This window comes from Rhodococcus sp. B10, assembly GCF_011770055.1.
GTDB classification, from domain to species: Bacteria; Actinomycetota; Actinomycetes; order Mycobacteriales; family Mycobacteriaceae; genus Rhodococcoides; species Rhodococcoides kyotonensis_B.
On the sequence record NZ_JAAFYV010000004.1, the window covers coordinates 37,787 to 61,861 of the forward strand.

At 65.0% G+C, this 24,075-nt stretch carries 23 protein-coding genes; 6 read left to right on the plus strand and 17 right to left on the minus strand.

Annotated elements, in window-relative coordinates:
* Position 1: 1 nt before the first annotated feature.
* The 10 genes from RhoFasB10_RS03785 to RhoFasB10_RS03830 all read right to left on the minus strand — a co-directional run bounded on the left by RhoFasB10_RS03785 (position 2) and on the right by RhoFasB10_RS03830 (position 9,926).
* On the minus strand, positions 2-1,405 hold the full coding sequence (locus RhoFasB10_RS03785; RefSeq protein ID WP_167675131.1) for an MlaD family protein: 1,404 nt from the start codon (positions 1,403-1,405) through the stop codon (positions 2-4).
* Positions 1,402-2,562, minus strand: coding sequence for an MCE family protein (locus RhoFasB10_RS03790; RefSeq protein ID WP_068425352.1), 1,161 nt, complete (start codon positions 2,560-2,562; stop codon positions 1,402-1,404). Before RhoFasB10_RS03790 ends, RhoFasB10_RS03785 begins: the two co-directional genes overlap by 4 nt.
* Positions 2,559-3,803: an MCE family protein gene (locus RhoFasB10_RS03795; RefSeq protein ID WP_068425356.1), complete on the minus strand. Its 1,245-nt coding sequence runs from the start codon at positions 3,801-3,803 to the stop codon at positions 2,559-2,561. Before RhoFasB10_RS03795 ends, RhoFasB10_RS03790 begins: the two co-directional genes overlap by 4 nt.
* Before the next feature lies 1 nt (position 3,804).
* Positions 3,805-4,860, minus strand: a complete 1,056-nt coding sequence (locus tag RhoFasB10_RS03800) for an MCE family protein (protein ID WP_068425357.1) — start codon at positions 4,858-4,860, stop codon at positions 3,805-3,807.
* A complete protein-coding gene (locus RhoFasB10_RS03805) occupies positions 4,847-5,875 on the minus strand; it encodes an MCE family protein (RefSeq protein ID WP_068426191.1) in 1,029 nt (342 codons plus the stop codon). The genes RhoFasB10_RS03800 and RhoFasB10_RS03805 overlap by 14 nt, the downstream gene beginning before the upstream one ends.
* A gap of 11 nt (positions 5,876-5,886) precedes the next feature.
* Positions 5,887-7,035, minus strand: coding sequence for an MCE family protein (locus RhoFasB10_RS03810; protein ID WP_068425361.1), 1,149 nt, complete (start codon positions 7,033-7,035; stop codon positions 5,887-5,889).
* A 7-nt stretch (positions 7,036-7,042) separates the two neighbouring features.
* Positions 7,043-7,894: an ABC transporter permease gene (locus RhoFasB10_RS03815; RefSeq protein ID WP_068425364.1), complete on the minus strand. Its 852-nt coding sequence runs from the start codon at positions 7,892-7,894 to the stop codon at positions 7,043-7,045.
* Between the two features lie 11 nt (positions 7,895-7,905).
* Positions 7,906-8,670, minus strand: a complete 765-nt coding sequence (locus RhoFasB10_RS03820; RefSeq protein WP_068425373.1) for an ABC transporter permease — start codon at positions 8,668-8,670, stop codon at positions 7,906-7,908.
* Between the two features lie 98 nt (positions 8,671-8,768).
* The gene (locus RhoFasB10_RS03825) at positions 8,769-9,695 is read right to left on the minus strand and encodes a 3-oxoacyl-ACP reductase (protein WP_068425374.1); all 927 of its coding nucleotides are present in this window, start codon (positions 9,693-9,695) and stop codon (positions 8,769-8,771) included.
* Between the two features lie 42 nt (positions 9,696-9,737).
* Complete coding sequence (locus RhoFasB10_RS03830; protein ID WP_068425377.1) at positions 9,738-9,926, minus strand: ferredoxin; 189 nt, start codon at positions 9,924-9,926, stop codon at positions 9,738-9,740.
* Between the two features lie 157 nt (positions 9,927-10,083).
* On the opposite strand from RhoFasB10_RS03830, the gene RhoFasB10_RS03835 reads away from it, so the two are divergent.
* The 3 genes from RhoFasB10_RS03835 to rsgA all read left to right on the plus strand — a co-directional run bounded on the left by RhoFasB10_RS03835 (position 10,084) and on the right by rsgA (position 13,577).
* Entirely contained in the window at positions 10,084-11,265 is a 1,182-nt protein-coding gene (locus RhoFasB10_RS03835) for an acyl-CoA dehydrogenase family protein (RefSeq protein ID WP_167675133.1), read from the plus strand.
* A gap of 23 nt (positions 11,266-11,288) precedes the next feature.
* Entirely contained in the window at positions 11,289-12,362 is a 1,074-nt protein-coding gene (locus tag RhoFasB10_RS03840) for an acyl-CoA dehydrogenase family protein (RefSeq protein WP_068425383.1), read from the plus strand.
* Positions 12,363-12,566: 204 nt separating this feature from the next.
* The gene (gene rsgA, locus RhoFasB10_RS03845; protein ID WP_167675135.1) at positions 12,567-13,577 is read left to right on the plus strand and encodes a ribosome small subunit-dependent GTPase A; all 1,011 of its coding nucleotides are present in this window, start codon (positions 12,567-12,569) and stop codon (positions 13,575-13,577) included.
* On the opposite strand, the gene RhoFasB10_RS03850 is transcribed toward rsgA, so the two are convergent.
* Positions 13,574-13,807, minus strand: coding sequence for a hypothetical protein (locus RhoFasB10_RS03850; RefSeq protein ID WP_174551408.1), 234 nt, complete (start codon positions 13,805-13,807; stop codon positions 13,574-13,576). The genes rsgA and RhoFasB10_RS03850 overlap by 4 nt on opposite strands.
* Positions 13,808-14,041: 234 nt before the next feature.
* Here RhoFasB10_RS03850 and RhoFasB10_RS03855 point away from each other — a divergent pair, with 234 nt between their 5' ends.
* Entirely contained in the window at positions 14,042-14,959 is a 918-nt protein-coding gene (locus RhoFasB10_RS03855; RefSeq protein ID WP_346764346.1) for a glycosyltransferase family 2 protein, read from the plus strand.
* 1 nt (position 14,960) lies between these two features.
* Here the strand turns inward: RhoFasB10_RS03855 and RhoFasB10_RS03860 are convergent, their stop codons facing one another.
* Together RhoFasB10_RS03860 and RhoFasB10_RS03865 are read right to left on the minus strand one after the other, a co-directional pair.
* Entirely contained in the window at positions 14,961-16,076 is a 1,116-nt protein-coding gene (locus RhoFasB10_RS03860; protein ID WP_068425396.1) for a nitronate monooxygenase family protein, read from the minus strand.
* A complete protein-coding gene (locus RhoFasB10_RS03865; RefSeq protein ID WP_167675137.1) occupies positions 16,077-17,711 on the minus strand; it encodes an acyl-CoA synthetase in 1,635 nt (544 codons plus the stop codon).
* Positions 17,712-17,768: 57 nt separating this feature from the next.
* Here RhoFasB10_RS03865 and RhoFasB10_RS03870 point away from each other — a divergent pair, with 57 nt between their 5' ends.
* Entirely contained in the window at positions 17,769-18,578 is an 810-nt protein-coding gene (locus tag RhoFasB10_RS03870) for a crotonase/enoyl-CoA hydratase family protein (RefSeq protein WP_068425401.1), read from the plus strand.
* Positions 18,579-18,599: 21 nt separating this feature from the next.
* Here the strand turns inward: RhoFasB10_RS03870 and RhoFasB10_RS03875 are convergent, their stop codons facing one another.
* Positions 18,600-19,346 (minus strand): FAD-binding oxidoreductase, encoded by a 747-nt coding sequence (locus RhoFasB10_RS03875; RefSeq protein WP_167675139.1) that lies wholly within the window; start codon positions 19,344-19,346, stop codon positions 18,600-18,602.
* 30 nt (positions 19,347-19,376) lie between these two features.
* Positions 19,377-20,528: a globin domain-containing protein gene (locus RhoFasB10_RS03880; protein ID WP_167675299.1), complete on the minus strand. Its 1,152-nt coding sequence runs from the start codon at positions 20,526-20,528 to the stop codon at positions 19,377-19,379.
* A 343-nt stretch (positions 20,529-20,871) separates the two neighbouring features.
* On the opposite strand from RhoFasB10_RS03880, the gene RhoFasB10_RS03885 reads away from it, so the two are divergent.
* Positions 20,872-22,005, plus strand: a complete 1,134-nt coding sequence (locus tag RhoFasB10_RS03885) for a nitric oxide synthase oxygenase (RefSeq protein ID WP_206030520.1) — start codon at positions 20,872-20,874, stop codon at positions 22,003-22,005.
* 473 nt (positions 22,006-22,478) lie between these two features.
* Here RhoFasB10_RS03885 and RhoFasB10_RS03890 read toward each other — a convergent pair whose 3' ends face one another.
* Positions 22,479-22,892 (minus strand): helix-turn-helix domain-containing protein, encoded by a 414-nt coding sequence (locus tag RhoFasB10_RS03890; RefSeq protein ID WP_068425406.1) that lies wholly within the window; start codon positions 22,890-22,892, stop codon positions 22,479-22,481.
* A complete protein-coding gene (dnaJ, locus tag RhoFasB10_RS03895) occupies positions 22,892-24,070 on the minus strand; it encodes a molecular chaperone DnaJ (protein ID WP_068425409.1) in 1,179 nt (392 codons plus the stop codon). The genes RhoFasB10_RS03890 and dnaJ overlap by 1 nt, the downstream gene beginning before the upstream one ends.
* Between the last annotated feature and the right edge of the window lie 5 nt (positions 24,071-24,075).

Here is a 24,075-nt window from a genome sequence, read left to right on the forward strand (position 1 = left end):
CCTACCCGACCTCCTGCTGCCCCGTCATGAGTCCCTGCAGACCGTCGGCACCGGCGAGCCCCGGCTGGCTGTAGGTGGTGCCGTCGGGCGCGATGTAGGTACCGGTTCGCGGGTCGTACGGCCTCGCTGACGAAGAAGCGGGTGCGACACTGCTTTGACCGCTGGGGAATTCGGTGTACGACGGTTCGTCCTGCTCGATGGGTCCGTACGGAGGGTTGTTGCCGAGCGGCACGTAACCGGCATCGCTGCGGCATATTTCGGGTGTCGGGGCGCGTCGGCCTGGCACTTCCATGCACGGCAGGTTGCGGGCTCCGCGGACAGCGGTGCTGTCGTTCTGGGCGACCTTGCAGAACAGGTCGGGTGGTGAGTCGGGGACGGAGACGTCGTTCGGGTCACGCCGCTGGTCGGCAGGCAGAAAGCCCGTCGTGCAGGCGGGCGGATCGTTCACTTCGAGCTGGAAGTCGACGATGGCGCCCTCGTCCGGCGGACCGCTGCCCGCCGCCGTCACCAGCGCCGCCGTAATCGGTGGGTACAGCACGAGAATCTGCTCGATCCCCGCGTTGTAGATGACCCCGACCTGCCCGACGCTGACGAGGTTGGCCAGCAGAATCGGCAGCGTCGGCTGAAGTTGTTGGAACAGCTCGTTCGCGGTCGACGCCGCAGTAGGCCCCTTCTGGATCACCGACCGCAGAGTGGGATCGCTGGCACGCAATTGGTCGGTGAACGTCGCGAGAGCAGTCGTCCACGACCGAATCGCATCACTGCTGACGACCTGGCCGTCCAGCAACGGTCCGGCTTGGTCCAACAGAATTTTCGTCTGTTCGGAATTTGCATTGGCCTCCTGCACGAACAGACGCGTCGAATCGATGAAGCTCTGCAGATCCGGGCCCGTTCCGTTGAAGGCCTGAAACGACTCGTCGACGACGGTACGCAGGCGTGTGTCGGAGATGCTGCGCAGCAACGCATCTGCTTGATCGAGCATCGGTCCGACGTCCTGTGGCACGGACGTGCGCGAGGTGGGAATGACGTCACCGTTCTGCAGGGTTGCACCGCCTCCACGAGTCGGCACCAGATCCACATACTGTTCCCCGACCGCAGAAACGCTCTTGACCTGAGCGTCGACGTCGGCAGGAATGTCGACGCCACTGTCGATGGACAGATCGGCGTCGACGCCGTCGGGAGTCAGCGCGACCGTCGTCACCTCTCCGACCGTCGTGCCGCGGTAGGTGACGTTCGCGTGCGGGTACAGGCCTCCGGTCGTCGGCAATTGCACTGTGACGCTGTACCTTCCGATGCCCGCCATCGCAGGCAACCCGACATACCTGGTCGACATCACGACGAGTCCGATGACCGTGAGGATCGAGAAGACGATCAACTGAATGCGTACGAAACGTGTGAGCATCATGGCGGGAACCCCTGCCCCGGCAGTTCCACCGGCGGAAGGCCCGGAATTCGAATCGTCGGAGGCTCCAAGGGTCCACGCAGCGGATCATCTGCGGACGCGGCCGTCGGCGCGGCCTGGGTTCCCAATGCTCCCTCGAGGCCGGCGATCCTGCCTGCCAACGGTGTTCCCGTCAGGAAGTTCGAATCCAGGCGTGGCAGGGACAGGTCGATCGTCATCGCGAGATTGGCGTAGTCGCCGCGGATGACGTTGTCGATGCCTTCCTGTGGGAACGGGTAGGTCAGCAGCACCGACAGCACCTCGGTGAGCGCGTTGCCCGAATCGGCGAGTGCCTGCAGCACCGGCGTGAGGCTCGCGACGTTGGTCTGCAGATCTGCGCCCGACGTGTCGATGACCCGGGTCACGACGTCGCTCAGCCGCCCGAGCGACGTGAAAGCCGACGTGATGTTCGGCCGTTCGGCCGTCAGGACGTCGAGCGCAGGCGGTACCTCGTTCAAAGCCTTCGTCAGCGTGGCACGTTGGTTCTCGACGTTCACCGAGAGCCGGTCGATGCCCTCAATCGCCGCGATGATGTCACCGCGCTGGGTGTCGAGGCTCGTCACGAGGTCGTCGAGGCGCGGCAGGAGATCGCGCACCTTGTCCTCGCGACCTCCGATCGCGTGATTCAGTTCGGTGGTGATGTCCTGGATCTGAGCGAGACCACCGCCGTTCAGTACGACGGACAGCGACGACAAGGTCTGTTCCGTCGTCGGATACGCCCCTGCCCGATCGAGTGGAATCACGTCACCGTTCTCCAGACGTCCCTGCGGATCGTCCGGCGCGACGAGTGCGAGATGCTGCGAACCCAGCAACGACGTCTGGCCGATCTTCGCGGTCACGTTCTCGGGCAGTGCGACATCGTCGTTCAGCGAGACCGTCACGAGCGCGTGCCAGTCCTGCACGACGATGGCGTCGACGCTTCCGACGGTGACGTCGTCGACCATGACGGGCGAGTTCTGGGACAGCGTCGTCACGTTCGGCATCTCGATCCGTACCTGGTACGAATGTTCGCCTCGCCCTTCGGTTCCTGGTAGCGGAAGCGAATTCAGCCCGTCCCACTGGCACGCGGACAGACTGAGAACCAACGCGGCGGCGGTGAGCCCCTTCGACAGCACGTTCATCGCCCACCTCCCAACAGGTCACCCAGACTCGGAACCCGAACCGTCGGCATCTCGGGCAGCGGCGACGGCGCAGGGGCCGGGGCCGGGGCCGCCTGCTCGAGACCGGGCTCGGTGTAGACGATCTGATCGGGGTACGCGTCGACACCACGAGCCGGATTGGTCAGCAACGCAGGGTAATTGAACACCAGTGTGCTCAGAACTGGTCCGAGGTATTGCTTGCACAGATCGGCACTGCGCTCGCTCGTCGCGTTCTCGACACCCGCGACGGCACCGCAGATGAAGTTGATCGGGTTGCCGAAGTTGTTGGCTGCGATCGCTCCCGTCAGCGTTCCCTGCGCAGGCTGGTAGATGTTGTTGAAGTTCGCGAGCGCGTTGGGTCCGGAATGCAGGATGCGCTCGATCTCCGGCCTCTTCGTGGTCAGCACCTGCGTCGCGTCGGCGAGCCGGCCGACGCTCTCCACCAACGCCGACCGATTGTCGGTGACGAACCGTTGCACCTCGCCGATTGCGACGTCGAGATCGGCCATCGCCGTGCCGAATTCGTCGGAACTCTGCGCCAGCATCTCCGACACCGACGCGAGGCGTCCTCCGAACTGGACGATCTGTTCGTTGCTGTTCGACAATGCCGAGACGAACGCCTGCAGATTGCGAATGGTCGCGAACAGATCGGTTCGTCCGTCCGACAGCACTCGCATCGTGTCGGACAATTCCGTGAGCGTCGCCTTCAGCGCCTCTCCGTTGCCCTCGAGATTGTCCGCGGCGGTGTCGATGAACCGGCCTGCCGGGCCTTCCTGACCGACCCCATCGGGTCCCAACGCCGTCGACAACTTGGTCAGCTCGGTCTTGATCTGGTCCCATTCCACCGGCACCGCAGTGCGTTCCATCGGGATGGTCTCGCCGTCCGACAGCGTGGGACCACCCGAGTAGACCGGGGTCAACTGCACGAACCGAGCGGACACCAGACTCTGCGCGACGATGACCGCGGCCGCGTCAGCGGGGATGTCGACGTCGGAGTCGACGCGCATCGTCACGACGGCGTCCTCCTCCTGCGGATCGATCGACTCGATCCTTCCGACGGTCACACCGAGGACCCGCACGTCGTCGCCCGCGTAGAGTCCCGTCGTCGACGAGAAACGTGCGACGACGGTCGACGTGGTCACGTTCCGGTAGACGACGAACCCGACCGCGACAAGAGCAACGACGAGTACGACGGCACCTGCGAGCGTCAGTAGCTTTCTCATATCACTGCCCCGGCGGTTTCAGGATCGGAGGTGCATTCTTGGGCAGCAGGTCCTGCAGCGTCTGCGGCAACTGCTCCGGTGCGACGACGCTGTCCACCACCGCTTTCCACCACGAGCTCGGCAGAATGTTCTGGATGTACGCGTTGAAGAACGGCCCGCTCGCCACCGATTCGCCGAGTGCGCTGATGTAGGGTCCGAGGCCGTCCAAGGCGCCGGCGATGTTGTCGTTGTTCTTCTGCAGCACGGCGACAACGGAATTGAGCTTCGCGAGCGTCGGACCGATCTGCCCCTCGTTCTCCTGCACGAAGGCGGTGAGCTGACGCGACACCGCCGAGATGTTGGTGATCAGTTGACTGATCGCGGTACGTCGTCGATCCAGTTCGCCGAACAGCTCGTTGCCGTCGAGCACCAATTGGTTGATCTGACCACTCCGGTCGGCGAGGATGCCGGTGACGCTCTCCGCTCGATCCAGCAGTTGCTGCAACGTCTCGTCGCGCGAGTTGATGCTGTCCGACAACCGGGTGATGCCGTCGAGCGCGGCGCGCAGTTCGGGTGGCGTGTCCGCGAACGTGTCGGAGGCCGTGTCCATCGCATCCGCGAGTTGGGTCGTGTTCAGGTCCGACACGGTGGTGCTCAGATCGCCGAGCGCGTCGGTGAGCGAGTACGGCGACGTGGTGCGGCTCGAGGGGATGGTGTCGTGGACGTCGATCGTTCCGGAGCCGTCGGGCATGACCCTCAACGACTTTCGGCCGAGAATGGTGTTGGTCTTGATGTCGACCCGGGTGGCGTCGCCGAGTTCGATGTTCTCCGCCACCGTGAATCCGACGCGTACCTCCTGGCCGGCCAGGGCGATGTCGTCGACTTTGCCGACGGTGACCCCCGACACGGTCACGTCGTCGCCCACCATCAGTCCGCCTGCGTCGGTGAAGAGCGCCGAGAATCGGGTACCACCGGACAGGAACGGAAGTCGGTCGTACTGCAGCGTCGCCACGACGACGCAGACGGCGAGGACGATGCCGATCATGCCGATCTGGACGGGATTCCTAGTTCGCTCCATTGATGTTCGCGCACCTCCCCGTGTCCTGTTTGGCGGTCGGGACGAGAAGCGTCTGCCCGTCCGGCCCGGACAGTTTGAAGGTGTTGGAGCACAGGTAGAACTGGAAGAAGCTGCCGTAGGACCCGACGCGAATCAGTTTCTTGTAGTCGCTCGGTAGCCGTGTAAGCACGGCATCGATGTCACCGCTGCCCAGATCGAGTTGTGTCGCAGTGCGATTGGCCTGCGCGATCATCGACTGTATGTCCGGACGCGTCGCCTGCAGCAGGCCCGCGAGGTCGCCTGCGGCACCGTCGATGCGCGGAATGGCGTCGCCGATAGGGTCCTTGTCCTGCGCAAGCCCGCTGATCAGCTGGTGTAGAGAGTCGATGGTCGTCTCGAACTGCTCGCCTTGACTGTCGATGGTGCCGAGCGTGGTGTTCAGGTTCGTGACGACGTCGCCGATCAGTTGGTCGCGGTCGGCCAGAGTGTTCGTGAACGAACTGGTGCTACCCAGCAGTGATACCAACGTGCCACCCTGACCTTGCAACACGTGCAGCAGCGCCGCGGACAGGTCGTTGATCTGCTGCGGATCGAGTCCGCGCAGAAGGGGTTTGAATCCACCGAGCAACAGATCGAGGTCGAGTGCGGGCGACGTCTGTTCGACGGGAATGGTTCCGCCGTCGGGCAATTCGGTCGCTGCGCCGGGACCTTCGAGCAGTTCGAGATACCGGTCACCGACGAGGTTCTCGTACCGCACGGTCGCGGCGGTGCTTGTGAGCAGTGGGTACGTCGAGTCGACGTCGAAGTCGATCTCGGCCCGGTTGTGTTCGCCGACGCCGACGCTCGTCACCGAGCCGACCGGCACGCCCGCGATACGGACCTTGTCGCCGGTCTTCAGCCCGGACGCATCGGTGAAGACCGCGGAGTACGCGTCGGTACTGCCGAATCGATACTGGCTGAACACGAGTGCCAGCGCCGCGAAGATCACCGCCATCACGAGCGCGAAGATCGACAGCTTGACCGTGTTCCCTCTGATGGCAGGTCTTTTCACGGCCACGCTCCTGCGAACAGGAACTGGAAGATGGTGGGCACGTCGACCGACGGCTGCGTCGTCGGAACGTACGGAGTGTCACCGGTATCGGCGACGACGAACGGCGCCGGTGCCTGCTTCGGATCGAAATCGGGTAGCCCGTAACAATTGGGGCCACCGGTCGCGGCGATCTTCGGCAGATCCTTCTCCACCGTGTAGGCCGGATCGCCGAGCAGGAAGCTCGAACTCAGTGCGATGGAGGCCTTGTCGCCCGCACCGGCGAGCGGGCCGAAGGCCAGACGCCCCTTGTTGAGACCGACGATGAAGCAGGTCAGTTCGGGTGAGTACTCGTCGAGCAGGGTCGTGGTGGCGGTCAACGTGTGCAGCGCGGTCTCGAGGGGCTGTTCGTTCTCGGTGAGAACCTGGTTCGACGTGTCGGCGAGCCCGGTCACGTTCATGAGCAGCAGATCGAGGTTCGCCTGCTCGGCGACGATGGTGTTGCTCGTCGTCGTCGCATTGTCGAGCACGCGCATGAGATCCGGCGTCGCGTCGGCGTAGACGTTCGTGACCACTGCGGCCGCCGCCAGATCTCGTTGCAGTGCAGGCAGACTCGGATTGATCGTGGCGAGATACTCGTCGGATTCGGCGAGCAGCTCGCCCAATTCCTCACCTCGTCCACGCAGCGCCGACGACACCGCGCCGAGCGTCGCGTTCAGCTTCTCGGGCTCCAACTGCTGCAGCACGTCCGAAAGATGTTGGAACAGCGTGTTGAACTCGACGGTCACGTTGTCGGCGGAGATGACCGCACCGGGCACCAAGGTCTGAACTGACGGGTCGGGTGGCACGACGAAGTTCACGTATTTCGCGCCGAACACCGTCGTCGACTTGATCTCGACGGCAGCATTGGCCGGAATCATCGACAGCGTGGACGGATTCATGTCGAGCTGAAGCCGCGCCATGCCGTCCTGCTGCGAAATGGACGCCACCCGACCGACTTCCACTCCCCGGAGCTTCACTTTCGCCTGTGGATCCATGACGAGACCGGCGCGCTCCGACGTCACGGTGACCGGCACCGTCGACCTGAATCCTCCGGAGAAGATCGTCAGCGCGAGTCCGACGACGGCGACGAGACCGAGGACGAGGCCTGCAGCGGCAAGTTTCTTCATGACGCGCCTAGCCCGACAGGTTGAAGTTGCCCGAGCTGCCGTAGATGGCGAGCGAGATCAACAAGGTGACGGTGACGACGGCGATCAGCGATGCGCGGACCGCGTTCCCCACGGCGACGCCGACGCCGACCGGGCCACCGCTGGCGGTGTATCCGTAGTAGGTGTGAATGAGCATGACTGCCAACGCCATGACGATGGCCTGGGCGAACGACCACAGGATGTCGGTGGGGATCAGGAACGTGTCGAAGTAGTGGTCGTACACACCGGGTGACTGACCGTAGATGATCACCGTCGCGAACCGGCTCGCCATGAACGATGCGATCACTGCAAGGGAGTACAGCGGCACGATCGCTACCATTCCGGCGAGTACTCGCGTACTGACCAGATACGGAATCGACGGAATGGCCATCGATTCGAGCGCGTCGATCTCCTCCGAGACGCGCATGGCTCCGAGCTGTGCGGTCGAACCGGCGCCGATGGTGGCCGCGAGTCCGATACCCGCGATGACGGGAGCAGCGATGCGCACGTTGATGAATGCCGCGAAGAACCCGGTGAGCGCCTCGACGCCGATGTTCCCGAGCGACGAAAAGCCCTGAACCGCAATGGTTCCACCGGCGAACAGAGTCAGAAATCCGACGATGACGACGGTTCCGCCGATGACCGCGAGAGCACCGGACCCCATGCTGATCTCGGCGACGAGACGCAGCGTTTCCCTCTTGTAGCGCACCGCTGCCCGGGGAACCGATCCGAGTGCGCGCCCGTAGAAGATGGCCTGCTCCCCCAGCCGGTCCGCCGAGCGCGACGCGCCGGACAGTCGCCGGCGCGCGAGCGGGAATCGACCTGCTGCAGCGAGAGCCATTCAGCGCCGCCTCATCCGGCCGTCAGCTTGATGCCGACGGCCGTGACGACGACGTTGACCACGAACAGCGCCATGAACGCGAAAACGACGGTCTGATTGACGGCGTCGCCGACGCTCTTCGCGCCGCCCTTGACGTTCAGACCGAGGAAACAGGCCACGAGTCCGGCGATCATGCCGAACAAGCCGGCCTTCACCTGAGACACGATCAGTTCGCCGAAACCGGTGAGCAGCGTTATGCCGTTCACGAACGAACCGGGGTTGACGCCTTGTAGATACACCGAGAACACGAAACCGCCGAGAATGCCGATGGTGCAGACCAATCCGTTGAGCAGGAGGGCAATGACCGTCGACGCCAACACCCGTGGCACGACGAGCCGATGAATCGGATCGATGCCGAGGACACGCATCGCGGCGATTTCTTCGCGAATCGTCCTGGCCGCGAGGTCGGCACAGATGGCCGTCGCACCGGCGCCCGCGACGATGAGCACCGTGACGATGGGACCCACCTGAGTGACGGCACCGAGCGCGGCACCTGCTCCGCTGAGGTCGGCGGCACCGATCTCCCGCAGCAGAATGTTGATGGTGAAGCTGACCAGAACCGTGAACGGTACGGCGACAAGGACCGTCGGCACCATCGACACCCGCGCGATGAACCACGCCTGGTCGACGAACTCCTGACGCTGGAACGGCCGGGAGAACACCGCCCGCAGCGTGTACCAGGACATGTCGAAGAACGCGCCGACCGCACGAAGGGGGATGACGAGAAGGTCGTTCATCAACCCTCCTCGAATAGTTCGTGACCGTGTCGAACAAACTAGAACACGTTCATTTTCGTACGCATCGACCACTGACGGGGTGGAAACGGGGAAAGCCGCTATGTTGCCGTGACCTGCGGCTGATCCAATGCCAGTGCAGCCCCGGCCGAGAACGTGCGCCCTGGATCGCGATCGTGGAAGTACGCGCCGAGGTGCGTGGCCAGCGTGTCCGGCGTCCATGCGTCCGCCGACGCGTCGAAACGCTGTTCGACGACGGGAGCAGCCATCAACGCGACCATCGCGCCGTAGACGACGAAGAGTTGGCCGTTCACGGCGTCTGCGGCGGGTGACGCCAGATAGCGCACGAGCGCGGCGACGTGGTCGGGAGACAGCGGATCGACCTGGCCGTCCGGGGCGTCGCCGAACACGTTCTCCGTCATGGCCGTTCGCGCGCGGGGGCAAATTGCGTTGGCGCGCACGCCGTATCGGGACAACGCACGTGACGCCGACAGCGTCAGCGCGGTGATGCCGGCCTTCGCTGCCGCATAGTTCGCCTGGCCTTCCGGCCCGAGCAGGCCCGCTTCCGAGGACGTGTTGACGAGGCGTCCGTACACGGGTGCGCCGACCTGCTTCGACTGCGCACGCCAGTACGCGCCTGCAGTGCGGGTCAACAGGAAATGCCCGCGAAGATGAACATGGACGACGGCATCCCAGTCGTCGTCGGACATGTTGAACAGCATGCGATCTCGGACGATTCCAGCATTGTTCACGACGATGTCGACGCGTCCGAACTCGCGCTCGGCTGCCGCGAACATCGCGTCCGCGGTGGAGCGTTCGCCGACATCGCCCTCGACGAAGACTGCGCGCGCGCCTGCGTGCTTCACCAGGTCGATGGTCTCGTCGACAGCCGGGCCGGACGCGATGTCCCCCACAACGACGTCCGCGCCCGACTGCGCGAGCCCGACCGCCTCCGCGCGCCCCAACCCGGCCGCCGCGCCCGTGACGAGGGCTACCCGACCGTCCAATCGCACCGATTCGTCGAACACGAGTCACAATCTAGAACGTGTTCCTGCTCGAAAGCAAGCATCTCAGGCGCCCCACCCGAGCGCCGCCCGCGGACACGACGCGATGGCCACGTCGATCACTTTGCGTAGTTCCGGGCGCTCGGACGCGCCGGAGATCGACAGCTCGTCGTCGTCGTCCAGGTCGAACACCTCCGGGACCAGGCCCACGCAGACGCCGTTGGCTTCACAGAGATCACGGTCCACTTCGACCATCGTTCCTCCCGGGTGCCGCTTCGCGGCCCGTGCGCGGATAGCTGCACCCTGGGCCAACTTTCCGCGCACGGGCGCCGTAGGCGCAATACTAGAACCTGTTCCACTTCGTGTGCAATGATTCGAGAACCCACACCATGCCGCCGGAAACGAGGCGCCGATGCACATCACCTACACCGAGGACCAAATCGCGCTGCGCGAAGAATTGCGCGCCTACTTCCGCACGCTGATCACCCCGGAACGCCGCGAAGCATTGAGTTCGACGTCCGGCGAATACGGCGAAGGGACGGTCTACCGCGACGTCGTCGAACAGATGGGCCGTGACGGCTGGCTCGCGCTGGGCTGGCCGACGGAGTTCGGCGGTCAGGCACGATCGGCGATGGAGCAACTGATCTTCACCGACGAAGCCGCCATCGCAGGCGCGCCGGTTCCGTTCCTGACCATCAACAGCGTCGCGCCGACGATCATGGCGTTCGGCACCGACGAACAGAAGTCGTACTTCCTCCCACGCATCGCCGCAGGCACACTGCACTTCTCCATCGGATACTCCGAGCCGGAGGCAGGCACCGATCTGGCGTCCCTGCGTACGACGGCAGTGCACGACGGCGACGACTTCGTGATCAACGGCCAGAAGATGTGGACGTCGCTCGTTCAGTACGCCGACTACGTCTGGCTCGCGTGCCGTACCGATCCGGAAGCCCGCAAACATCGCGGCATCAGCATGCTGATCGTCCCCACCGACGCCGACGGTTTCTCCTGGACTCCCGTCCACACCATGGCAGGCCCCGACACCAGCGCCACGTACTACCAGGACGTGCGCGTCCCGACGTCCGCGCTCGTCGGCGAGGAGAACCGCGGCTGGTCGCTGATCACCAACCAGCTGAACCACGAACGCGTCGCGCTGACGTCCGCAGGCCCGCTCGTCGCCTCGCTGCGGGAAGTCCGCGAGTGGGCACAGAACACCAAGAGGCCCGACGGCACACGCGTCATCGACCAGGAATGGGTGCAGATCGCGCTGGCCAGGGTGCATGCGAAGGTGTCGTACCTGGAACTGCTGAACTGGGAGATCGCGTCGTCCGCGTCCGCCGCGCCGAGCCCGGCGGACGCGTCGGCCAACAAGGTGTACGGCACCGAGCTCGCCACCGAGGCCTACCGCACGATGATGGAGATCCTCGGGCCGTCGGCGACGCTGCGGCAGGGATCGCCCGGCGCGCACCTGAGCGGACGGCTCGAACGTCTGCATCGGTCGTCGTTGATTCTGACGTTCGGCGGCGGCACCAACGAAGTGCAGCGCGACATCATCGGCATGACGGCCCTCGGCCTCCCCGCGTCGGCCCGCTGACACAGGTCACAGAAGGAGCATCAGTGGATTTCACGACGACCGAGGCACAGCGAGACCTCGCCGCCCTCACCCGCGACATCGTCGCGCGCTACAGCACCGACGACGTTCAGCGGCAACTGGATTCGCGTCCCGACGGGATCGATCGCGCGCTGTGGGGAGTACTCGGCACATCGGGGGTGCTGTCCGCGGCGACTCCGAATTCGGTCGGAGGCGACGGCTTCGGCGTACTGGAGGCCGCGTCGATCGCGGTGGAACTGGGACGCGGAATCGCGGCGGTCCCCTACGTCGCGCACTGGACCGCGGTGTCCGCGATCGCTCGGTTCGGCACCGACGAGCAGCGTCACGAATGGGCTGCACCTGCCGCACTCGGGTCGTCGATTCTGACGGTGGCTCTCGACGAAGACGACACGGTGAGCGCCCGGGAAACAGCTACCGGGTGGACCCTGTCCGGCACGATGACCTGCGTCGACAGCGCGCCCATCGCCGACGGCATCGTCGTCGCCGCGGTCGATGGCGTCTATCTGCTCCGGCCGTCGGACCCGGGTGTGGCCGTGACATCGCAGCACGGCGTCGACAATCGCAGCATCGGCGAATTGGAATTGACTTCTGTTGCAGTCGATTCCGTTCGGCGACTGGCCGAGTCCGCTGCCGCACAGCAGGTTCGCGCCTGGCTGACGCTTCTGACGTGCGCCTATCAGGTCGGGGTTCTGGAGGAGTCGCTCGCGGTCACGGCGAACTACGCCCGCGAACGGGTCCAGTTCGGCAAACCCATCGGCAGCTTCCAGGCCGTCGCACAGCGCTTGGCGGACGCGTACATCGACGTCAAAGGCGCACGTCTGACGATGTGGAAGGCCGCGTGGGCGGTATCGGCAGGACGCGACGCGGACGACGACGTCGCAGTGGCCAAATTCTGGGCAGCGGACGCCGGCCATCGCGTCGCTCACACGCTCGTTCACGTGCACGGAGGCGTCGGCCTCGACCGCGACCATCCCGTGCACCGCTATTTCCTCGCGGCCAAGCGTGCCGAATTCGCGTACGGCGCGGCGACGTCGACCCTGCGTCGACTCGGTGCGGCCCTGGCCGCAGTGCCCGCGTGATACGTAAGGGCACGGTTCGTAAATCGATTGGCAGCACGCAGCCAGATTGATACCGTTTCGGTCGTCGTCAAGTCGAAGTGAGGAGGAACGCAATGGTGGTCGTTCGGCGTACAGCACTGCCCTGGGCCCCGTGCGTTCACAGGGCTCCCCTGTTCATTCCTTAGCCGGCCCCGCACTCACGGGTCGGCCTTCGAAAGGCTTCCCGTGTCACTTTCCACATACGGTTTCGACTCCTATTGGCAATCCCTGTTCGAGAAGTACAGTTTCGACGGACTCCCCGGTCGCGTCACCTCCGTCTTTCGCGGATGGTGTGACGTAGCAACGGAATCGGGTACTACCCGCGTTCGGTCCGGCAGTGCCGACGTGTGCACCGGCGACTGGGTCGTCGTCGGCACCGACACCGTTCTTCATGTACTCCCCCGGCGTACGGCGGTCGTGCGCGCATCTGCCGGACAGACGTCGGCGTCGCAGATCCTCGCGTCGAACGTCGATACCGTCGTCGTGACGGTGGCGGCGGACACCGAACTCGACCTCGGCCGCGTCGAACGTTTCGTCGCCTTACCCTGGGCGAGCGGCGCCACCCCGATCGTCGCACTGACCAAGAGCGACAAGGCTTCCGAGAGCCGATACGCGGATGTGAGCGCTGCATCGCCAGGTGTTCACGTCGCCGAGCTCAGTGCATACACCGGGAATGGACTGGCCGAGTTCCTGACGCATCTCACCGGCACGATCGCGCTGATCGGCCCGTCGGGATCCGGAAAGTCGACACTGGCGAACAGAATGATCGGCGACGACGTGTTGGCCACCGGTCACGTTCGCTCCGGCGACGCGAAAGGCAGGCACGTCACCGTCCGACGCGAACTCGTGCCGCTGCCAATACCGGGAACCACCGTCATCGACACACCGGGACTACGGTCGGTCGGTGTGTTGTCGTCCGACGACGGACTTTCGGCGACGTTCTCGGACATCGAAGATCTGGCAGCACACTGCCGATTCGCCGATTGCGCACACCTGTCCGAACCCGGGTGTGCGGTACGCGAGAACGTCGATCCACGACGCGTCGCGAACTATCAGCGTCTCGTCCGCGAGAACGACTGGGCGACGACGCGGCACGACGTCCGCGCGAACCAGGCCCGGCTCGCGGAGGCGAAACAGATCTCGAAGGCGCAGCGTCAGCTGTACAAGAGCCGGAACCGGCCGCGACAGTCGCGCTAGTCGAACAGCGTCGGAGATTCCGGCTCGGCGGCTGCGGGCGCGGCCTGCTGCGTGGGCGACGCCTTGCGCACGACGGACAGCGTGGTCGTCCGGACCGACAGTCGGTGTCCGTCGTGGTGTTCGAGCAGCGCGAGACCCTGACGAATCTCCAGCACCTTCCAGGGGCCGGCATGCCCACTGGCCTGGACAAGGTCGCCCACTGCGATCTCGGAAGCCACTGCTCTCTCCATTCAGGTCGGTCGTCGTACCGACTTCTACCCTAGACCGGACAGGACGTCGTACCGGGCACAACCGGACCCGCGTCCTCGCGCGTCGCCGATTCCCGGACCGGTCGGTACGAAACGTCGCGACAAACCGCCGATTCGCCCGCTACGGGCCGGGGGAACCGACGATCTCACTAATTCGATTGGAGTACAACGACTTTCGTGTCGACTACGGGCTCGGCAATCCTCTACCATAGGCCGGTGCCTTCGTCTGTGACCCCAGCTGAAACCCTGTCCGTGGTCGTTCCAGCTCATAACGAAGAGTCCTACATCGGCTTCTGCCTCGAAGCGCTGCTCGCTCAGGGCGACGACATTCACGAAATCGTCGTGGTCGACAACAACTCGACGGATCGGACGGTCGAGGTCGTCCAGGCGTTCATGCGCACCGAACCGAAGATCACGTTGATATTCGAGGACAAGCCGGGCGTCGCGCATGCACGCAACGCAGGCTTTCGCGTCGCCAGCGGTGACGTCCTCGGTCGCGTCGACGCCGACACCCGCGTCACCGCAGGGTGGGCGCGCGCGATACTCGATTTCCTGTCCAGCGACGGCGCCCACATCGGCGCGATCACGGGCCTCAACCTGCCGTACGACTCGCCGGTTCGCGGACTCAAGGCGTGGTGGTTCGGCAGGCACCTGAAGAAGGGCAACGTCGGGGGCGGCCGCCTGGTCAAGAACCTTCACGGAGCCAACATGGCCATCCGAAAGACGGCGTGGCATCGCGTCGGACATCTGGTCAGTACCGACGCTGCCCTGCACGAAGACCTCGATCTGGCGTTGTGCCTCGGTTCGGTCGGCGTGGAGATCGCGCAGCTGTCCGACATGAACGTCGATGTGTCGCCGCGTCGAGCATTCACCCCGCCGTCGGAGTTCCACGAGTACATCGACTCCGGTATCCGCACGTTCACCCATCACGACGTCATGACGAAGGAGAAGCGCAAAGCCCTTCGTCTGCACTGGTGGTGGCACATTCTCGTGTTCGCCGTCTACCGCCCGTTCGATCCGATCAAGAAGCGCTACTCCGTGCGGCATCTGCTGCGTCCGGTGCAGACGCGCATGCTCCCGGCCACCGCGGAAGGCGTGGTCACCGTCGAAGCTGCGACGCGACGGGCCAGCTGAGCTACCGCAGCTTCTCGAGTCGGCTTACGGCCTCCTCGAAGCCGGCGACCAGCTCGTCGACGACGTCGGCGACGGGTCTGATCTCGTTCATGCGGCCGACGATCTGCCCGACGGGCATCGCTACCACCTTGGAGTTCCCCGCCCTGTCGATGCGTTGATGCGCCTCGCTGACCAGGATGTTCTGCAGCGGCATCGGTAGCGGATCGGGCGCATCCGGGGCGCTCCAAGCGTCGGTCCACTCGGTCTTGAGGAGCCGGGCGGGCTTACCCGAGTAGATCCGCGTGCGGACCGTGTCGCTCGACGACGCCGCCAGCAACGCCTCCTGCATCGCCGACGGCTTACCCTCCTGCCGAGCGCCGAGGCGGTATTCCGCGGTGGTCAGCCACGCCGATCCCATCCACACCCCCTGCGCACCGAGCGCGAGCGCGGCCGCGACCTGGCGTCCGCTACCGATGCCGCCCGCCGCCAGAACGGACGCGTCGCCTGCCACGGCGTCGACGATCTCGGGCAGCAACACCATCGATCCGATCTCACCGGTATGACCCCCTGCTTCGTACCCCTGAGCGATGACGATGTCGACGCCGTTCTCCACGTGTCGACGTGCGTGCTCGGCCTTGCCCGCCAGCGCCGCGACCGGCACCCCGTGCTCGTGCGCCTGTCCGATCACGTCGGTCGGCGGAGACCCCAAGGCGTTGGCGATCAACGCGATTCGGTGCTTCAGTGCGACGTCGACGTGTGATCGCGCAACCGAGTGCAACCATCCGAGCACGCCTTCGTTGCGCGCCGAATCCGCTCCCAGCGGCGGGATTCCGAGGTGTTCGAGCGTGCGATCCACGAAAGCCCGATGTTCCGGCGGTATCAACTGATTCAGATCGACGGCTGCGCCCTCGGTGGGTACCTTCGCCGGCATCACGATGTCGACGCCGTACGGCTTTCCTTCGGTGTTCTCGTCCATCCAGTTCAGTACTTCGTCGAGTTCGTCCGGGTCGTTGAAGCGCACACACCCCAGAACGCCCAGGCCACCCGCCCGACTGATCGCGGCCGCGACATCTTCCGACGGCGTGAAACCGTATATCGGATAGTCGATTCCGAACTTCTCGCAGAGATCTGTGTGCATTCAGCTGCCTCGTGTCGCAGTCGTCAGTGAGTTCGTCTCGTCGGCCGGGCGCGCCTCGGTCTGTTCGGACGCCCATCGGTAGTCCGGTTTTCCTGCAGGCGAGCGCTTGATCTCGTCGACGAACCACACCGCACGCGGAACCTTGTATCCCGCAATGACTTTCCGGGCTTCGGCGTCGAGTTCGGCCAACGAGGGCCGATTCTCACCGCGAGCCTGCACGACGGCGGCGACCGTGTGACCGAGGCGATCATCCGGCACGCCGACGACGATGGCGTCGAACACTTCCGGGTGCGATTTCAATGCGCCCTCTACTTCCTCGGGGAACACCTTCTCGCCGCCGGTGTTGATCGACACCGAGCCACGGCCCAACATCGTGACGGTGCCGTCGGCCTCGACCTGCGCGTAGTCACCGGGGATCGAGTACCGGACACCGTGGATCTCCTTGAACGTCGCCGCCGTCTTCGCCTCGTCCTTGTAATAGCCGATCGGGATATGCCCGTGTCGCGCAAGCAATCCCGTCTTTCCGGACCCAGGTTCGACGGGATGGCCGTCGTCACCCAGCACCGACGTCGACGCGTCGATTTTCACCCGCGGGCCACCCGTGTGCTCGGTTCCTTTCGCGACGACGCCGAGACCACCGAAGCCAGTTTCGGACGAGCCGATCGAGTCGGTGATCATTCGATTGGGCAGCAGTTCGAGGAATTTCTCCTTGATGCTCGGCGAGAACAGGGCTGCACTGCTTGCCATCAGGTACAGCGTCGACAGGTCGTACGGGGTGCCGTTCGGTCTGCCCGAGGTGAGGGCGTCGAGCATCGGTCGCGCCATTGCGTCGCCGGTGATGAAGATCAGGTTGATGCCGTGCTTGTCGACGAGCTCCCAGATCACGTGGCCGTCGAAATCGGGATGCAGCACGGTCTTTCCGCCACCGAACAAGCTCTGGAAGGTGGCCCACTGCGCGCCGCCGTGGATCATCGGCGGGATCGGCATTCGCGTCATGGCCGGGTTGGCGGCGCCCATTTTCGCGAGATCCCACTCGTCGTCGAGATATTCGCCCGTCATGAAATTGATGCCGCCTCCGAGCACGCGCCAGACGTCTTCCTGACGCCACATGACGCCTTTGGGACTGCCGGTCGTGCCGCCCGTGTACAGCATGTAGATGTCGTCGGGGCTGCGCTCGCCGAAGTCCCGTTCGGGAGAGGACTGCGCGAGCGCGTCGTCGTAGGTGACCTGTTCGCCGTCGCCGTCGATGACGACGGTCGTCGTCAACTGCGGGCACGTCGGCAGCACCGCAGCCACCTTGTCGCTGTAGCGCCCCTCGTGGATCAGAGCCACCATGTCCGAATTCTGGAAGATGTACTGTAACTCGTTCTCGACGTATCGATAGTTCACGTTGACGACGACGGCGCGGATCTTGAACACCGCGATCATCGCCTCGATCGCTTGGATTCCGTTGCGGCTGTAGACCCCTACCTTGTCGCCGGGCCCTACGCCCTGTTTCTGCAGGTAGTGAGCCAGCCGGTTGGTGCGGTCTTCCATCTGCGCGTAGGTGATCTCCCGATCTCCACACACCAGTGCGACCCGGTCGGGAACCAGGTCGATTGCATGCTCCACGAGGTCTGCGATGTTGAGGGCCACGCATCGAAAATAGAACGTGTTACTGTTTCTGGCAATAGCCGAGGATGGGGGATTTCGATGACTTCCACAGCGTCACCTACCGAGGCCGCGCACGCCCTCGTCGAGAAGCGCGGACACGTCCTGATCGTCACGATGAATCGACCCGAGGCGCGCAATGCGCTGTCCGGCGAGATGATGACGATCATGCGTGACGCGTGGGATCGCGTCGACTCCGATCCGGACATCCGCGTCGCCATCCTGACGGGTGCCGGTGGCGCGTTCTGTGCCGGTGCCGATCTGAAGGCGATGACGTCTACGCATCCCGGCGACAGCTTCCGCGGTGGTGGATGGGACCTGTCCAAGATCGAGGCACTGCTCAAGGGGCGACGACTGTCCAAGCCGTTGATCGCTGCCGTCGAAGGACCTGCTATCGCGGGCGGCACCGAGATCCTGCAGGGCACCGACATTCGCGTCGCGGGCGAGAGCGCGAAATTCGGTGTCTCCGAGGCACGGTGGGGCCTGTTCCCGCTCGGCGGCTCGGCGGTGCGCCTCGTTCGCCAGATCCCGTACACCGTCGCGGCCGATATCCTGTTGACCGGCAGGCACATTCGGGCCGACGAGGCTCTGCAGATCGGACTCGTCGGCCACGTCGTACCCGACGGCCAGGCGTTGACGAAAGCTCTGGAGCTCGCGGATCTGATCGCAGCGAACGGGCCTCTGGCCGTTCAGGCCATCCTGCGCACCATCCGCGACACCGAAGGGATGCACGAGAACGACGCATTCGAGGTGGACGCGAAACTCGGCGTCGCCGTCTTCCAGAGTCAGGACGCCAAGGAGGGGCCGAGGGCGTTCAGCGAGAAGAGGGCCCCGAGATTCGAGGGTCGGTAGGGCGCTCCGCGCACGGGTGCGTCAGCGCAGAATCGCCTCTTCCGGTGTTCCGTTCTCGAGAAGCGCGCTCACCGTCGCCGCTTCCATGCCCGGCGAACCGCAGACCAGGACCTGGTGGTTCGTGAAGGGTTCCTGCACGCCGATCACGTCGGCGAGACTGCCTTCCCAACAGTGTTCCGGCCCGAAAAATGCTGCAGCCGAACCTACCTCGGCTCGAATCGCGTCGTTGAAACGATCCGGCCCCCACGGGTCGTCGAGCTGATCGACGACGGGGACCACCGTCAACCACGGCAATTGCGATACCAGGATCCACAGCAGATCCGACGCGTACAGATCGCGCGGAGACCGCCCTCCGACGTACAGCGTGACGTTCGGCGGTGACGGCCTTTGCGACAGATCGAGGATCAACGAGCGCATCGGCGCCAAGCCGGTGCCACCGGCGATCATGACGACGTCACGCCCCGAGTCGTCGACATGCAACGCACCACCCGGGTCGCTCAGCTGCCAAACGTCCCCTGGCCGAGTGTCGTTGACGATCGAACCGCTGACCCATCCCGCGGGAACGGCCCGGACATGGAACTCGAGTTTTCCGTCGAGCGACGGGGGCAGAGCGGGTGAATAACGCCGCGAGACTCGTGGATTCTGGGGGACGACGACCTCGACGGACTGACCCGGACTGAACGGAACTGCGTATCCGACGAGACGGACCACGGCCAGATCGTTGCGTAGGCGGTGGTACTGAACCACCTCGGCGTTCCACGTCTGCATGAGCACCCAGCCTACAAGTGCGGCTGCGCACTACCAGGGATCGTGATGCACGCTCGACAGATCGACGCCGCCTGCCTGGAGCCGGAACTTCGTGGTGTTGATCATCGACGGCGAACCGACGATCTGAATGTCGCGCCCTTCCCATCGACCGAACTCGGCGACCGTCTGGCCGATCTGCCCGACGATCGGCGCGGTGTCGAAATGGTGGCCGTCGTGCATGTACCACCACGGGTCTTCCTCGGACTCGACGACGCCGACGACCGAAAGCCACGGGTTGGTCGACGCGATGTGCAGAAGCGTCGGCAAGTCGTACAGATCGCACGGATACTTGCCGGCGACGAACAGGTGCACGCGGGCGTTGTCCGTGCGCGACGCCATTTCCATCAGCTGCGCGCGGATCGGTGCGATTCCCGTTCCCGACGCGATCAGCAACCGGTCTCGGCCCTTCGCCGTGTGACGCGTCATGCTCCCCAACGGTGAGCCGAGCGTCCAGCGGTCGCCGATCGCGGTGTTCGCGACGATGGCCGGACTGACCCAGCCACCGGACACGCGTCGTACATGAAATTCGATCTGTCCTTCGGCGTTGGCCGGAATCGCGGGCGACAGGTATCGCCACATACGCGGCCGGCTCGGAATGGACACACTGACGTACTGCCCGGCGCTGTAATCCATGGGTTGGTCGAGTTGGAGGCGGACGATCGACACGTCGTCGAGCACGCGGATGTGATCGACGACGGTGCCGTGCCACATCGGCGGTCCCTCGTCGGCGTTCGCGCCGTCCATCATCGCTCCCGCGATGACGGCGATGGCTTCACGCCAGGCGGAGTCGACGTCGTCGGTCCAGAGTTCGGTACCCGCGAACTGCTCGAGTGCGGAGATGAGGGCGTTGCCGACCGCGGTGTAGTGGGCGTCGGTGACGCCGTACTTGCGATGGTCACGACCCAGTTGAGCGAGAAACGGAAGGACGCGATCGAGTTCTTCGAGCTGGTCGACGACATGCGCGATCGCGGAGACCAACCTGTCGCGCTGGACGTCCATCGCTGCGGGAAAGAAGTCGCGCGCCTCCGGGTTGCGGGCGAACAGGATCGCGTAGAACGAACTGGTCAGCTTCTCGGGCCCACCCTCGACCGCCGCGACAGCCTTGAACGAGGCTCTGACAAGCGAGATCGCGCGAGCATCCATTGTTCGAAGTCCCCAATCCGCGCCCAGACGCGGGAAGTCGGCATTCTCGATCACCGTCTGTCGAACGCGGAGATCGAAGGTCGATCCGGAGAGTGTAGCTCAGCACGGTGATGCCGACCGGACGAAAACAGACCGTTCACCCCTGTAACACAAGATTCTCCGAACGACCTCGCCGGATTCCGCGGACGAGCCGACCGTGCATTCGAATTCTCGTGCGGCGCATCGTTTTCGGGCTTCCACGTCCTGGCCGAAGGCCCTAGGATCTGCGGGGTCCTTCAAGATCGACTTCTGTACCGAGCGAAACGGGGGTTTGCGCATCGTGACTGTCGCTGTCGGGGCGAGCCTGCAAGACCGGAACGAAAGTAGACAGCACGAAGAGCTCGACCCGGATCGAGTGCGTCGACTTCGTGAATGCGCAGAATTCTTCGACGGCCCGGAGTTGGCGCACCTGCATCCGGGCCGCAAGGCCGAAGCGCTCACCGAGCTCGCGAACACCGGGACCTACCTGCAGACACCGGAGGAAATCCTCGTCGGCGCCAAACTGGCGTGGCGGAACCATGCGCGATGCGTCGGACGCAAGCACTGGCGCACCCTCGAGCTGATCGACGCGCGACACGCGACGACAGCGCACGAGATCGCCGACGCATGCTTCGAACATCTGCGTCGCGCAACCAACGGCGGAGCCCTCAAGTCGATCGTCACCGTGGGCCCACCGCCGCTGTCCGACGGCCGTGAATATCGCATCGTGTCGCCCCAGCTGATCCGGTATGCGGGATACGACGACGGCAGAGGAAAGATCACCGGTGATCCGGCTCACATCGAGCTCACCGAGCTCGCCATGCGGCTCGGGTGGCGTGGTGAAGGTTCACGGTTCGACGTTCTGCCCCTGATCGTGTCCACGCCGGACGAACCGCTGCGATGGTTCGAGATCCCACGCGATCTGATCCTCGAAGTCGACTTCGTCCACCCCAATTACCAGTGGTTCGCGAAACTCGGACTGAAATGGCACGCGGTGCCCGCGGTATCCAACATGGACCTCGAGATCGGTGGCGTCCGCTACCCGTGTGCGCCGTTCAACGGGTGGTACGTCAACACCGAGGTCGGCGCCCGGAACTTCAGCGACCAGGATCGGTACGACATGCTGCCGACCATCGCGAAGAAGCTGCGCCTCGACATGCGCTCCGACCGCACCCTGTGGAAGGACCGTGCGCTCGTCGAACTCAACCGCGCCGTGATCCACAGTTTCCGTGAGGCGGGCGCCTACATGGTGGACCACCACACCGTCGCGAAGCAGTTCGTGGACCACGTCGACCGCGAAGCCCAGGCGGGCCGCGCATGCCCGACGGATTGGACGTGGGTCAATCCGCCGATGTCGTCGGGCATCACCCCGACGTTCCACCGTCTGTACGACCCGCCGGACATGGACATCCGGCCGAACTTCGTGTCCCGTGGCGCATCGGGCTGCCCGTTCTCCTGAGCTGCGGGGGCCGGGGCTCGCTGCGGGGGGCATACCGCGGGCTTACCGCGCAGGTTGCTGCGAACGCGCAGGTTGCAACCTGCGCAGCAGCTGCAACGTGCGCAGACGGGCCGAGACAGCGAAACCCCGCGCCCACCGCGCAGGTTGCAGCGAACGCGCACCTTGCAACCTGCGCAGCGGCTGCAACGTGCGCAGCAAAGCAAAGAGAGCGAAACACCGCGCCTCACCGCGCACCTTGCAGCGAACGCGCACGTTGCAACCTGCGCAGCTGCTGCAACGTGCGCAGCACGGGCCGAGGGAGGGAAACCCCGCGCCCACCGCGCACCTTTCAGCAAACGCGCACGTTGCAACCTGCGCAGCAGCTGCAACGTGCGCAGCACGGGCAGAGAGAGCGAACCTCCGCGCCCACCGCGCACCTTTCAGCAAACGCGCACGTTGCAACCTGCGCAGCAGCTGCAACGTGCGCAGCAAAGTCAGCGCTGGTTGCGCGGCTTCCAGACGACGAGGGCGTTGCGCTGCACCGGGACGAGATCGCGTCGGTAGCCGGCGTGAACATCTGCCAACTCCTGCGCGAGCTCGGCTACCCGCGCCTGCAGTGCCTCGACCTGGTTGGTCAGCTCGATGATGCGCTTGATGCCCGCGAGGTTGACGCCTTCGTCCTGCGACAGCCGCTGAACTTCGCGAAGCAGCGCCACGTCTCGCGGCGAGTACCGTCGCCCACCGCCGTTGGTGCGGTGGGGTGTGACGAGCCCGAGCCGGTCGTAGGTACGCAACGTCTGCGCGTGCATGCCGGCGAGCTGTGCCGCGACGGAGATGACGAACACCTGCGCGTCGGGATCAGCGTGGCCGGGCCCCTGCGCGCCGGAGCCGGGAGGGGGAACCGTCATCATGCACCTGCCCACCCGGCCCGCGGGTCGAATCCGCTGGCCTTCTCTGCTTCCAGATAGGCATGCAAGGCTTCGGTGGCCGGATCGTCGAGCTTCTGCGGCACCGCGACCTTGACCGTGACCATCAGGTCACCGGGTGTTCCGGCCTTCTTCGGAACGCCGCGTCCACGCACACGCAGCACGCGGCCGTCGACCGTTCCCGGCGGAACCTTCACTCCGACGCGGCCGTCGAGCGTGGGGACGGACAGCGTCGTCCCGAGCACGAGCTCGCCGTAGCTGACCGGGACCGTGACCGTCAGGTCGTCGCCGGTGCGTCCGAAGACCTTGTCGGGCCGGACACGGACGGTGACGTACAAATCGCCCGACGGTGCTCCACGCAGCCCGGCTTCGCCCTGGCCTGCGAGGCGGATCTTCTGGCCGTCCGAAACTCCTGGTGGGACGCGCACGGTGATGGTGCGCGTGCGGTTCTGCACACCGGTTCCGCGGCAGTCGTCGCACGGGTCGTCGATGATCGAGCCGGTTCCGCGGCAGTCGTCGCACGGCTCGCTGAATCCGAACGCACCCTGGTTGCGGTTGACGACGCCGGCGCCGTTGCACCTCGGGCACACCCGCGGACTGGTTCCGGGCTTGGCCCCGCTGCCGTGACACGTGGTGCACGACGACGGGCTCGTGAGCCGCAGCGGAACGGTGACGCCCTGGGTGGCCTCGCGGAAACCGAGAGTCGTCTCGGTTTCGACGTCGCTGCCACGCCGCGGCCGATTGCTCGCGGTGCGTTGCTGGCCACCGCCGCGATTGAACAAACCACCGAACAGGTCGCCGATGCCGCCGTCACCGCCGCCTTGACCGAAGATGTCGCCGACGTCGAACGTCTGTCCGCCACCACCGAACCCGCCTGCGCCTGGATTGAACCCACCGCCACCGCCGCGACCGAAGCCGCCCGACGCGAACAGCCGTCGAGCTTCGTCGTATTCCTTGCGCTTGGCCGGGTCGGTCAGCACGGACTTGGCCTCGCTGACGGCCTTGAACCGCTGCTCGGCCTCGGCGTTGCCCGGGTTGGCGTCGGGATGGTTGTCCCTGGCCAACTTTCGGTACGCCTTGGTGATTTCTTCCGTGGTGGCGCTGGAGGAAACGCCCAGCTCCTTGTAGAAGTCCTTCTCGATCCACTCCCGCTGGCTCACCGGGC